Below are 13,543 nucleotides of genomic sequence, written 5' to 3'. Positions count from 1 at the left end.
ATTATCGAGAAGGATTTTGCGGTTATTGATTGAGTGAGTAAATGAGTTTTACAACTGTTACAAATGAGCTCGGCTTACTAGTTGATGAGGCGGGTAGAGGAATTAACTCTACCCAAGTAAACGAGATTAGCTGGGTAGTACAATCACCATATCAAGTCCCGGAGAAGGTTTGTTCCTTGCTTCGATCGAGCCTTTGACTGCTTCTATATGTCGCTTAGCGAGAGCTAAACCAACACCGAAGCCTTTACGCGAACCCATGTCATTGTCTGCTTTAAAGAAAGGCCGGAAGATTTTGCTAGTTAACATAGGGTCTAGTCCCGGGCCACTATCAGAGATAATCAGCTTGAAGTGCTCGCTTGTCGCACTGCCAATGATGTTAAGGCTTTCGCCTTCTGGAGTGTATCTCAGGCCATTGCGGATGATGTTTTCAATAGCTTGAGCTAATGCACGTTGATTTGAATGCTGCAGCTCAACTTGCTCTGGCAACTGTAAGCAGATCTGCTTGTTTGGGTATTCAAACTGAGCATCTTCAACAATTGCCTCGATGAGTTCGATCACATCGAAGGTTTCATTGGTTAACTCCGGTCGTTCGTTTTCTAGCCAAGCTAAAGTGAGAGTATCTTCAGCCAGTTGCCGCATTGCTTTGGTTTCTGAGCGGATCCTTTTCACCATCTCACTTGTGTCAATTTGATTCTCAACACAATCCGTTGCCATTTCGACACGTGCCAACGGCGTACGGATTTCATGGGACATTTCCGCGATCAAATTACGATTGTGCTCAATAACATTAGAGGTGCGCTCTGCCATCATATCGAAGGTTTTTGCTATCTGGCTGAGCTCATCATTACCAAGCTTAAAGCGGTCAGCGATACGGGCATCGTAGTTGCCTTGGCTAAATTCAGACGTCGCTTTGTGGAAGTGACGTAAGGGCCTCATGATGTAGCGATAAATATAGATAGTCAGCGCGAGCAAGGCCGTGAATGGAAGTATGAAACGGAAGAACCAAAATGCGTGTGACATATAAGTCCCCGGTCTCATTCTATCTGGAAGGATGACCAGAAAATGATAGTTAAATGGGTCTAGTCCGACTTCCATGATTGGGTTTTCAGGGAAGTAAAGGTGGATCTTCCATTCAACATTGCGTCCGATACCATAGCCTGACCAAAAACGTTGGTTAAGTGGATTACCTGCTACCACGTCAACTTGAGAGCGAAGCACCGTCGCCCATGTATTTTCTTTAATGGATAGTTGTTCTAGCCATGAGTTGAGCTCGTCGTGTTTCCCTTGTGACAACAAGTCTTGGACATGCGCACCCCAATCGAGGATCTCTTGCTGGTGAGATTTATCAATGTAGCTCATCTTTTCATTCGAAAGAATGGCAGCGCTATGCAGCAATGAAAAGAACATGACACCGCCAAGAGCGAGAACAATAAACAATCGCCAAAATAGTAGTTTTTTCATCTTACTAAGTAGCCTTTTCCGTGGACAGTTTGAATGCGATCGTGCGGCATACCCATTGCCGTTAAGGTTTTGCGAACTCGGCTTAAATGCATATCTAGGCTGCGATCATAAGGGCTGAACTCACGCTCTAGAACCATTTGATATAGGTAGGGTTTACTTTGAACCACTCCGTGATTTTGTACGAGAGTCCACAGTAGTTTGAATTGGATTGGTGTCAGCGTCACTTTGTTTGCATCTTGTACGCTTACTTCATATTCGTGGCGATCGAGTTTGAGCTCATGATGTTCAAGGTAGCGGTTAGAGCTAGGAGAAGAGTTGTAACCTGAGCGACGCAAAATAGCATCGATGCGTAAGCTCACTTCAGTGAAATTACACGGCTTGCTGATATAGTCATCTGCGCCAAATTGCAGGCCACGAATACGATGTTCCTCGGCACCAAAAGCCGTGAGCATGATAACGGGGGTATTGGAATGCGCTCGAATATAATTAAGCAGACCAAACCCATCAACCTCAGGAAGGTTAACGTCAAGAATGATAAGGTCGAACTGACTTTGACTCAATGCTGACAGTGCTTTAGCGCCACACATAAGATTAGTCACACTATAAGAGCGACTTTTCAGAAGGGCAGTGAGTTGCTTGTTAAGAAGTTCATCGTCTTCCACTAGCAGAATCGAGGGGGCGCTGGCACTCGTTGTATGAGTTATCTCGCTACTGTCAAATGAAGACGAGTTAACGCTGCCATCAAACATAACAAACTCCTTTTATTGATAATGCTAATTATTATCAATAAAAGAAGGGGTAGATGCAATCCTATTGCATACTAATCATTAACAAGAAGCTGAGATTGTATAAGTGTTCGTTATTCTTGCGACACGTAGCATGCAGCAAATGGAACCTTAAGTTCAATAAAGTGCTTAAACCAACGCCATTGATTATCTTGCAGCTTATCTCCGGGACCTTTGACTTCAACCCATTCAAACTGACCTTGTTTGAAGAGAATGAGATCAGGCATGCCACTACGGTAGAGTTTGGGATCTTTTAGCATCACTTTAAACAGGCACAGCGCCATATGGTTTGGAATGTGCTTGATGCAAGCCTCTAGCAGTTCTAGATCAAAGCCAGCCCAGTGGATAAATGGGTTCGCCAAGCCATATTTCTGGTGGTAAGTGGTGACAAGAGCGTTTAGTCCATCACGCTCTAGAGTGTGGATCACATGGTCAATCAAAGCTTGACGCTTGATGGCAAAATCGGCGTGATACAAATCCAACGGGCGATGTTGATAGCGGTTAATAAAAGCACCTTCTATCGGAGCGAATACCACATCCCAGAATGCCAAGCCAAACAAGCCATTGAGCAAGAGGTTCTCGGCATAGAACACCTGATAACCAAGCTGCTCAAAATGCGATTTTACTGCGAGTTCTACTCGCTGCTGAGAAAGATCTAAATCTAAGTGGTATTCGTGAATATCTGGCTTTTTCTCTCTTGGGACTCGAAGCCCTTGTTTGCGTTTAAGCCTTTGTTCAAGCTTGTGCGCAGTTTCTAACTCTGCCACATCCACAGGCTGGAGTAATATTTCAGTGACAACGTCACTCATTTCATCAATATTATCGAGTTTATCGTGGACTCGCGCTTGACGCTCGCGCGATGGTGGAAGGGAAGTTTTCGCAAACCATTCTAGGCACTCTTCTAGTTTTCCTAGCCGCTCTAGATCTCTCGACATATCGTTGATCAAGTGCTGACGCTTACGTTCTATATAGTTATGACTGAATGGGTGCTCTATTTCGCCCAGCAGAGCCAATAAGCTAGATGCGTCTTTCCTATCGGAGTCTATATAACGGTCATGTAAATCGGAAAGGTGTAGTAACTGGTTAAGCTCAGTCCGTGAGGAAAAGAATCGGCGCTCATCGCTAAGCTGATAGTTTTCAAATTGATGCAGACCTAAATCATCAAGAACAAACTGACTCAGATCTTGGTGTGTGTTAGCGAAAAACAGGGCGAGTAAGACATCAATAACCTCAGATTGCTTAAGTCTGATTACTACAAAGTTAATGTCATCAAAACGGGTAAATGGTCCCTGAACGATCTGGTTTAACAACACCTCCTTGCGAGCTGTCTTATTCGAGAAGGTAAACAATGAGCACAGCTCGGGCTTTGTTAGTAACTCAGAGGCAAGCGTTAAAGCACAAATATCATGGTTAATGGTAATGAAGTCGCCGAGTTGCAGAGACTCTAGACAAGGTGTGATATCGCCGATTTCAGGGTAGTTTAATCTATCAGAGCGAAACCACTCACCTTTGCGAGATAGTAGTCGAACAAGCAAACATTGAGAGTTTTTGTCTAGCTGCTTGAAACTGCGTAGCCAGTTGAGTTCACTTTCAGTTAGCAGATCAGGATACCAGTCTAAAGCATGAGTAATTAGCTTGGTGAAATTATGAAGATAATAGTCAGGGGCAAGTTCGATAGGATCAGGCATAACGGCTAGATACAAAAAAGGCTTAACCCTAAGGTTAAGCCTTTTCGCTAGTAATTCAATCTATTAAGCGTTTTTAAGCTCAGCTACTTTCGCTTCAGATAGCGGGCGAGTAATGAAAGCAAGTACGATACAAACTGCCATCATCACTGCTGAAATAGTGTACGCAAGACCATAGCCTTCACCGTTAGTCATTGAGAAGCCAACAACTGCTGCACCGATTGCACCACCAATACCCCATGCTGTGTAAAGTACACCGTAGTTAGTACCGTAGTTCTTCAGGCCGTAGAACTCAGCGGTTAGGGTAGGGAATACTGCTAGAAGAGTACCGTAACCTACTGCAGCAATAGCTGTACCAATGATTAGCGTGAACTCAGAGTTGAAGGTTGCAAACAGAACCATGTTGATGCCCTGAAGAACGAACGCTAGAAGTAGAGTACGAACGCCACCGATTTTATCAGCTAGCATACCAGCAGCAACACGACCGCCTGAGTTAAATACCGCTAGGATAGACGCTAGGTAAACCGCGTTTGGTAGGTTTGCCTGAACACTTGCTATAGTCGTGATGTTACCGATGATCATAAGACCAACAGAAGCTGCGAACGCGTACATGATCCATAGCGAGTAAAACTGAGGCGTTTTAAGCATAGCTTTCCAAGTTAGGTCGTCAGACTTCTTAACCACTTTTGGAGCTTGGCCTTCTTTTACTTTTGGTTCAGCAGGCGTGTAATCTGCTGGTGGGTTGCTGATGGTTGCAGCTAAAGGTACAGCGATAGCAAGGACACCAACACCAAGAATCATAAAGCTGGTTTGGATACCCATGCTTGTAATTAGTGCAGAAGTCACCGGCGCTAAGTAGATAGCCGCTAGACCAAAGCCTGCCGCGATAATGCCGTTAACCATACCTTTCTTAGACGCGTGGAACCACTTCATTGCAGAAGGAGAAAGACATGCATAGCCAAAACCGATACCTGCACCAGTAATAACACCAAAAGTGATGTTCAGCATAAGTGGTGAATCAACGAAGCCAGATGCGATCATACCTAGACCTGTTAGCACAGTACCTAGGATAAGGATCAAGCGAGGGCCCATACGGTCTTGCAGGATACCAGCAACCAGAAGACAGATAGAGAAAGTGATCGTTGCTGTTGCGTAAGGCGCTGAAGCTTCAGCTGCGCTCCAACCTGACTCGGTCACTAATGCCTTGTTGAATACACTCCAAGCATACAGGATGCCAAGACAAAGGTTGATACAGAATCCCGCTAGCAGGATGCGCATAGCTTTATCAATCTTGCTCATTTTTCTTCTCGTTTTTCCTCGAAAGAGGATCGGTTAACAGTTCAATTACTCAAATTAAGTTTGCGTTTATCAACATAAAGCGCAATGGGCGCGAATTATAACCAAATTTAGTGTGATTGGAATCTCTTTTTTAACAGATTAAGTAATTAATTTTGAGAAGTTAAATATGTGTAATCAATCGATACTGATGTTCACAATTTAATAATATGTTTTGGTGTGAAACCATTTGGAAAGAGAGTGAAAGGAAGCGGGTTAGAGATATGAAAAGGCTCTCCCGATTTACGGGAGAGCTTGAGACTTAGCTTTTCGCTTTGATAGCGGAATTTGGTTGCTCAACTTCAGTTAAAAGCCCTTTGATTAAGCTTATACAACCCAGAATTAAAATAATGGTAAACGGAAGTGCAGCAATAATGGTGATAGATTGCAGTGCTTGAATGGATTGAGTACCGCCAATCCACAGCATTACCATAGCGATTGAACCTGCAATAAGTGCCCACACCACTTTCTGTTTTAGTGGAACTTCTAGTTTACCACCCGCAGTCATGCTATCGATTACGATTGAGCCTGAGTCTAGCGTGGTAACAAAGAAGACGACAATCAGCGCGACGGCGAGAACCGACAGCACGTTGCCCAATGAGTACGCATCAAGCATGTAGAACAAGCTTAACGATACATCTGAAATACCTTGTTCAATACCAAGTAGACCAACGTGGTTGATAATCTGATCAATCGCCACGCCGCCAAATACAGACATCCAAGCTGTTGTTACTAGGGTAGGAATAATCATCACGCAGACAAGAAACTCGCGTACTGTGCGTCCTTTAGAAATACGCGCAACGAACATGCCGAAGAATGGCGCGTAAGCAACCCACCAAGCCCAGTAGAATACAGTCCAGCCATGTAACCATGTTGTGTCTTCACGACCACTAGTCTGGCTGAGTGGGATAATGTTCTTCACGTAACCAACAACCGCTGTGTAGGTTGAATCCAGAACCGTAGTGAAGTTAAGTACCGCGATAAACCCAAGGAAAACAAAGGCAATGATCATGTTCAGATTACTTAGCAGTTTCACGCCGCCATCCATTCCGCGTAATACTGAAATGATCGCTAATCCCATGATCAACACAATGATTGATTGCTGAAGGTATAAGCTGTTTTCAAAACCAAACACATGGCTGATCCCGCTCGCTGCTTGCGAGCCACCTAAGCCTAGTGACGTTGCAAGGCCAAACAAGGTGACTAGAACAGTCATCACGTCGATTACATCTCCAATCTTGCCCCAAACTTTATCACCTAAAAGTGGGTAAAAGACTGAACGCATCGAAAGTGGTAGGCCCTTGTTATAAACGAAGTATGCTAGGCACAGTGCCGCCATACCGTATATTGCCCAAGCATGAAGACCCCAGTGGAATACGGTTGCACCGAGCGCAAGTTCGCGGCCTTCAGGTGTGTAGGCGTCAACATTCAGTGGTGTACCAAACCAGTTGGTATAGAAAGCGGTAGGTTCAGCCACACCCCAGAAAATAAGTCCGATTCCCATGCCGGCTGCAAACAGCATCGCAATCCAAGACAAGGTCGAATAATCGGCGGTTGCTTTATCACCGCCCAAACGAATCTTACCTAAAGGTGAGAACGCAATGACAACTGAGAATAGAAGTAGCAGGTTGGCTCCCCACATGAAAAGGAAGTCAAAGTTTGAAAGTACCGCCCCTTTTACGGAATCAATGGCGGCTTTAGCGTCTGCTGGCGAAAGTGCGAGCAAGGTGACGATGAAAAGGATAGATAGACCAACAGAGACAGTAAATACTGTGTTGTGAACGTCCATACCCCATTTGTTAATGTTATCTTGGCCGACTTGATAGTCGGTTGAATCAATACTGTACTTTTTCGATTTATAATCCATAAATTATGATTTTATCTACTCATGTCCGTGAGCAGAAAGACCAACTCCATATCTTTTTACTACTTGATTAGCTTGCTCTAATCACCAAAACGATGACAAAAATTGCATTTAAAAAGAACAACTTCGGCAGTTAGCGTAATCCCCAAGATGCGGATTCTATCACATTTTCGATGTTCATTCAGGAGAGGAGAGAGTAGAGGGGGCACCTAAGCGGGAAGGAAAGGACAAAGTACGGAATAATTGCACTTTGCCCAAAACCTAAAATTAAGCTTAATTACCGATTAGAGCTGGGATACCCGGTAGTTGACCGACAAAAGCGAGCGAGCCAACGCAAATGATAAATGCTAGACCCGGAATAAGGTACTTATCTTTTGGTGATAAAGACTTCGCACGCTCGTGGTCGCCAATTAGCCCCATGTTATCGAGTAGCATGGTTGTCGCCCAGCCAAAGACCGGGTTCACAAACGCGCAAGCAAAGATACAGATACCAGCGCTGAGTGAATCTTTATGTTTGTGAATCATCTGCATGCCCGCTTCAAGTAGCGGTAGGAAAACACCAACAATAAGTGCAACGCGCAGAACAGGCTCCCACATCGCTAAGTCCATCGGGTAGCCGATAACCGACGCAGCGATACACATTAAGCCAGTCAACAAAGCACCACCCGGGATAGGGCGCTTAGCAATCGCCGCAGGAATCATGTAAGTCCCCCACGATGAGGCTAAGTTACCACCACCTAAAAGTGCGCCGACACCTTGGCGAACTGACGCGCCAACCATAGTATCGTCAACGTCCATTAAGACGCCTTTGGCCTCTTTCGGGTAGTTTAGCTCTTGGAATACGCGGTGGCCTAGGTAGTCAGGTGACCACATAGCGACGGCAAGCAGCGCAAAAGGTGTTACCGCGATAAAGTGTTCTAGATTAGGCCAACCTAATTGCCAACCTGTGTCTTCGCCCCACCAGTAGAATGGACTAAAGTGTGGGAGGCCAGGTTCTGTTGTAAACGAGAAATCAGCACCCATAACGTACGCTACGATACCTGCAAGCGCTGAACATAGAGGGATGGCTAACCAACGTTTATTGATTTTGGCGAGATAAGCATAAACCATCACAGTCACACCGATAACGGCAAAAGATATGTAGCCCTGATCGCTACTTGCAGCCCAAGCTTCAGTTTTGTTGATTTGACCAATCAAACCGACCGCGCCTAGGTAAATCAATAAGCCTCCTCGCACACCGACCCCTGTTAAGGTCATGAGCTTGGAACCCCCTTTAGTAAAGGCAAGGATCAAACCAAAGGCACAGACCATTAAGCCAAGCGCTAATGGATGCCCGCCCGCAGCAGCGATAAGCGGTATCAACGGGATCATTGGCCCATGAGTCCCGGCTAGGTTAGCGTTTGGATTTAAAATGGCTGAAAAAAGGATAACAAACAGAGCACCTGCAATGAGCAGTTCGTAACGAACGTTTTCTGCAACAAATTCAGGTGATAAACCAAACTGAGCGGCAAAAGCAGCGACCATTGCCGTCACCATTACCACTTTACCTATGGTCGCAGCTAGGGCTGGAACCCAGTCTTCTATTTCAATACTGTAATCACGTGAGGGTAAGTGAATACCCCAGCGGCGAAAACTCATGATCTTTAGATCATGGTTGAGAAACTCTTCTCGGCTCTCAAATTCATGCGCCTTTTTACGCATATCCCTGTAAAAGGTTTTACTAGTGTTAGACATTTCGTCTTCCTTTGTTATGAGACGAAGTTGAACCATGTCAATTAGCTCTCCACTTACACTTGGTATACTGACCTTCGATCAGTACGAGACGACATCCCAGACGCTACCAAGAACCTTATCTATTTGAAAAGGTGGGAAAAACATGAACTCACTTCGTTGATGACGACAAGATAACTCTTGGGCACCTTGTCAAAAATCGAGTCAAAACATTGGCCTCATACTAAGAAAGGGGTATTTGATAATTATTGATTTCGATTAAGTAAATTTTCGAAGATATAGTTACGCTGATTGAGTTTTAATAAAAATGCTACGTATCGCACATTTTTGATTTATTTATCAATATGCAAGGAAATGACTAAAATCCGATGAAAATTTCTGAACACGCGAATCGAACAGAGCGCTTATATGGACTACGTGCTGAAGATATTCATCGTTGGATAGACGGCTTTTTTGATTTCAATGGCGAAGGTCACCATGAAACCATGGCCAGAGAGCTGGAGTTCGACCCTTATTCTCATCGACGATTTCGCCATTGCAAAGAAGCGCTCTCTGAAGCCATTCAGGAGTTTGGCGATAAATATACAAGCCAGCAGATTAAAGATGTTTTTGAAACTCATGTGCGTGACGATTACCACGGTTATTTGCCTTCTAAAGCTGACTTTGAGAATGGCTCATTCACTGCCAAGTACCATGATGTCAATCATCAAGATGAGCTTGGTGATGTACTCGATGAGCGAGAGCTTGAAGATTACTTCACGGGGGTAAGTGCCCAGCAAACTGATCATCAATCGACATTAAGCCGATTTAGCTTACGTATTGTTTTACCGACAATCACTGCCATCATTTTGTTTGTGACTGCGATTATCTATGTGATCTTGCCCTTGGTGGAAAACTCCATGGTCAACCAGAAACAGCTGATGCTCAAGGAGCTCACTTCCACGGCAGTCAGTGTGGTCGACCGATACATCAAACTAGAGCGAAGCGGCAAGCTAAGTCGGGAAGAAGCCCAGTCTAAAGCGGCGATGGACATTAAGTCGATGAGGTATGGCGCTGAAAATAAAGATTATTTCTTTATCACTGATATGCATCCAAGAATGATCATGCATCCTTATCGCCATGATCTAACCAACAAAGATTTAACTCACTATTATGAGAATGATGATTCACGCTTTCCAATTTTTGTAGAGTTAGTCAATCTAGTTAAGAGCTCTCATGAAGGGTATTTAGAATACCTTTGGCAATGGAAAGACGACGCGACAATTACTGCTCCAAAGATGACTTATGTTGAAGGGGTAGAAGAGTGGCAGTGGGTTGTTGGGACTGGTGTGTATTTACAGGACGTGCAGCAAGAGATTGATAAGCTAGAAAGCACCCTTTATCGAGTGTTTGTATTGATTACTCTAGGTTTGGCGCTGATTTTGTTCTACGTTATCGCCCAATCAAAAGTGATTGAGAGAAGAAAGAAACGCGCTGAACATGCTCTAAATGAGGCTAAGAACCGCTATAAGGCATTGGTTGAGTCTTCCAATGAAGGATATATTTTAGAAGCAGATGGCAAGATTATTTTCTCTAACTCTCGCCTTCATCAACTACTTGGCTACACAGATACTGAACTCAAGTCTCAAACGATTTGGCAGGAACTATTCTCTAGTGCGGCACATAACAAAAACGTCATAGAACATTTACTAGAGTTATTTAGCCACCAAACAGAGCCTGCGGAGTTTGAAGCTCAGATCGTCACAAAGAGCGGTCGCGAGATAGACATTATTTTAAGTACCTCTCGAATCTTCCTATCAGAGAAGTTAGGCCATGTTATCTCTTTTCGTCCTATCGTTCGCAAAGTGTATGGCGCGAGCTTTGGTTCAGTAAATCCAAGTACGGACTATCAAAAAACCAGTGCAAGTATCGTTTTAGACATTGAGCATGGAGAAAGTCATAGCCATGTTATTGAATCTCTCAACCGATTGACCGATTTGATTCGCGAGATGATTGCCGCAGGTGCGCGTCCCGATCACTTAAGAAGGCTGATTGGCAGTACCTACGATGCGGCGATTGGTCGCTTTATCGAACTGACCATTCAAGAAATAGGGGAGCCGCCTGTACCTTTCTCTTTTTTATCGTTTGGCAGCAACGCTCGCCATGACATGACTCTATTTTCCGATCAGGACAATGCGATTGTATTCGAGACCCCCGATGAGCAAGATCTAAAGGCCACTCGTCGCTATTTTCTTCACTTAGCAGAAAAGGTTTGTGCCATGCTCAATCAGGCTGGTTACAGCTATTGCGACGGCTTGATAATGGCCTCTAACCATCAATGGTGTTTGAGCGAGAAGGAGTGGCAAAGCAATTTTGACCAGTGGGTTCAGCAAGCGACTCCTGACGGCATATTGGAACTGAACGTATTCTTTGATATCCGCTCAACCTATGGTGATACCCGATTAGCGGATGGGATTCAGTCTCATATTCAGAAGCTACTATCGAATCAACCAGAGTTTCTTAGCATATACGCACAAAACTGCCTTGCGCATTCTATTCCTCTCAACGATGAAAATATGCTGGTTACAGAGCAACATGAAGGGCGTGAAGCCATCAACCTTAAAGATTGCCTACGGCCAATGGAGATCTTTTGTCGTCTCTACGCCCTCAAACATGACATCCGAGAAAGTAACACGGTTGAAAGGTTAAAAGGGCTCCATGCTGCGCAAGAAATTGATGCCAAAACCTATAGAGAAATGGTGTATATCTTCGATCATATCTGGCATCTCCGCTTTATGAATCAAATCATAGAATACAGCGATTTAAGGCAAATCAATGACATGTTAACGGTCGATGACTTAACGCTGTTAGAGCAACAGAACCTTAAAAATGTCGTCAGCCGTATTTCAATGTTTCACCAAAAGGTGAAGCATGACTTTGGATTGGCTACATAGTGGTGTAGTTAGGCCCGCCACCTTCTGGGGGAACCCAGGTGATGTTCTGCGAAGGATCTTTTATGTCGCAGGTTTTGCAGTGTAAACAGTTCGCTGCGTTTATCTGTAGCTTACGCTGACCTTCTACTTCAATGATTTCATACACCCCAGCAGGGCAATAGCGCTGACTGGGTTCGTCAAATAAGGTTGTATGATGAGTCACAGGCAGCTGCTGATCGGCGAGCAGTAAGTGGCAAGGTTGGTTCTCTTCATGAAAGGTAGACGAAAGGAAAACGGAAGAGGTTTTGTCGAAACTCAAAACGCCATCAGGTTTAGCGTAGTGGATAGGCTTACAGCGAGATAACTCATGCATCGCTACATAGTCAGCTTGTTGGTCGCTAATATCCCAACTGGATTGTCCGTTGGTTAGTTTATGCCAGACATTTTGTTCCAACAGTGACAGCGCCCCTCCTAATAGGGAGCCATATTTATGAATCGTGCCGGGGAAATTACGGGTTTGGTTGAGCTCTTGGTATAGCCAAGAATCTAGGAACAACGCTTGGTAATCCGCTTCCATTTGGTCTTTTTCAATGGCGTCAAATGCGGCTTGTGCTGCCAGAAGCCCAGATTTCATTGCGGTGTGACAACCTTTGATTTTGGCCGAGTTGAGCGTGCCAGCGTCGCAACCAATTAAAAGTCCACCAGCAAATTGCTGCTTAGGAAGCGAGAGCAAGCCGCCTTTGGCAATGGCGCGAGCACCATAAGCGATTCTTTCGGCTCCTTGCAGAAAGTGGACAAAACGTGGGTGGTGTTTAAGCCTTTGGAACTCATCAAAAGGGCTCAGGTAAGGATTGTGGTAGTTGAGGTCAGTGATCAAGCCTACCGCAATCAGGTTATCCTCAAGATGATACAAAAAGCCTCCGCCCGTCGAGTCAGACTCACTCAAAGGCCAGCCAGTAGAATGAACCACTAAACCGGGACTGTATCTTTCATCACCTTCAGGCAGTGTCCAAACTTCTTTAATACCCAAGGCGTAGTGTTGTGGCTGACAATCACGGTCAAGGTTGAAATGTTTGATTAGGCTTTTCCCTAGACTACCTCGCGCGCCTTCAGCAAAGATGGTTTGTTTGGCGTTGAGTTGTATGCCCGCTTGGAAGGTGTTTTTCTGCTCTCCATTTTTATCTAAGCCCATGTCGACAGTGATAATGCCTGTCACGGCGCCATTGTCGTCAAAGCAGACTTCTTTTGCGGGAAAGCCGGGAAAGACCTCAACGCCTAGGCTTTCAGCTTGCTCTGCTAACCAGCGGCACAGCTTACTTAAGCTAATCACGTAATTCTGGTTACTGTTTCTCATCGCGAGTGGAGTGAATAACTCGGGTATCTGGACATGATTTTGCGCGGTGGTGAGATACAGAAACTCATCTTGCGAGACGGGGGTAGTCACTGGTGCACCTAGTTCACGCCAGTCTGGGAAGAGTTCATCGAGAGCCGATGTTTCAAACGCCGCCCCAGAGAGTATGTGCGCTCCAACTTCGGGGCCTTTTTCTACCACGCAAATAGAAAGAGGTTTCTCTTGTTGCTGAGATAGTTGTGCAAGCCGACATGCAGCTGAAAGCCCGGCAGGGCCCGCGCCGACAATCACTACATCAAAATCCATGCTTTCTCTTTCCATTGTGTTCAACCTTCCATTTTAAAAATGTTGATTGCATTAAATATAGTTACAGTTGACGTAAACGTAAACTTTACTAAGCTCAAACTACATACATTGTT

General features: G+C 44.8%; 8 protein-coding genes. 1 reads left to right on the top strand and 7 read right to left on the bottom strand.

All coding sequences use genetic code 11. From position 1 onward, the window contains the following. Window positions 1-126: 126 nt before the first annotated feature. The 6 genes from LYZ37_RS20365 to LYZ37_RS20340 all read right to left on the bottom strand — a co-directional run bounded on the left by LYZ37_RS20365 (window position 127) and on the right by LYZ37_RS20340 (window position 8,864). Window positions 127-1,461 carry a sensor histidine kinase gene (locus LYZ37_RS20365; RefSeq protein WP_272787364.1) on the bottom strand — a complete coding sequence of 445 codons (1,335 nt, stop codon included), beginning with the start codon at window positions 1,459-1,461 and terminating at the stop codon, window positions 127-129. Then, a complete protein-coding gene (locus tag LYZ37_RS20360) occupies window positions 1,458-2,210 on the bottom strand; it encodes a response regulator transcription factor (protein WP_272787363.1) in 753 nt (250 codons plus the stop codon). The genes LYZ37_RS20365 and LYZ37_RS20360 overlap by 4 nt, the downstream gene beginning before the upstream one ends. 110 nt (window positions 2,211-2,320) lie before the next feature. Then, window positions 2,321-3,934 (bottom strand): VRR-NUC domain-containing protein, encoded by a 1,614-nt coding sequence (locus LYZ37_RS20355; RefSeq protein WP_272787362.1) that lies wholly within the window; start codon window positions 3,932-3,934, stop codon window positions 2,321-2,323. Window positions 3,935-3,997: 63 nt separating this feature from the next. Next, window positions 3,998-5,230, bottom strand: a complete 1,233-nt coding sequence (locus LYZ37_RS20350) for an L-lactate MFS transporter (RefSeq protein WP_004745674.1) — start codon at window positions 5,228-5,230, stop codon at window positions 3,998-4,000. 298 nt (window positions 5,231-5,528) lie between these two features. Continuing rightward, entirely contained in the window at window positions 5,529-7,133 is a 1,605-nt protein-coding gene (locus LYZ37_RS20345) for a BCCT family transporter (protein WP_272787361.1), read from the bottom strand. A 270-nt stretch (window positions 7,134-7,403) separates the two neighbouring features. Next, on the bottom strand, window positions 7,404-8,864 hold the full coding sequence (locus LYZ37_RS20340; protein ID WP_004743081.1) for a DUF3360 family protein: 1,461 nt from the start codon (window positions 8,862-8,864) through the stop codon (window positions 7,404-7,406). Window positions 8,865-9,229: 365 nt separating this feature from the next. Here LYZ37_RS20340 and LYZ37_RS20335 point away from each other — a divergent pair, with 365 nt between their 5' ends. Continuing rightward, window positions 9,230-11,794 (top strand): DUF294 nucleotidyltransferase-like domain-containing protein, encoded by a 2,565-nt coding sequence (locus tag LYZ37_RS20335; protein ID WP_272787360.1) that lies wholly within the window; start codon window positions 9,230-9,232, stop codon window positions 11,792-11,794. Here LYZ37_RS20335 and LYZ37_RS20330 read toward each other — a convergent pair. Continuing rightward, window positions 11,787-13,445, bottom strand: a complete 1,659-nt coding sequence (locus LYZ37_RS20330; RefSeq protein WP_272787359.1) for an electron transfer flavoprotein-ubiquinone oxidoreductase — start codon at window positions 13,443-13,445, stop codon at window positions 11,787-11,789. The genes LYZ37_RS20335 and LYZ37_RS20330 overlap by 8 nt on opposite strands. Between the last annotated feature and the right edge of the window lie 98 nt (window positions 13,446-13,543).

This window comes from Vibrio tubiashii, from assembly GCF_028551255.1.
Taxonomy (GTDB): Bacteria; Pseudomonadota; Gammaproteobacteria; order Enterobacterales; family Vibrionaceae; genus Vibrio; species Vibrio tubiashii_B.
This window is presented reverse-complemented; position numbering and strand designations above follow the sequence as displayed.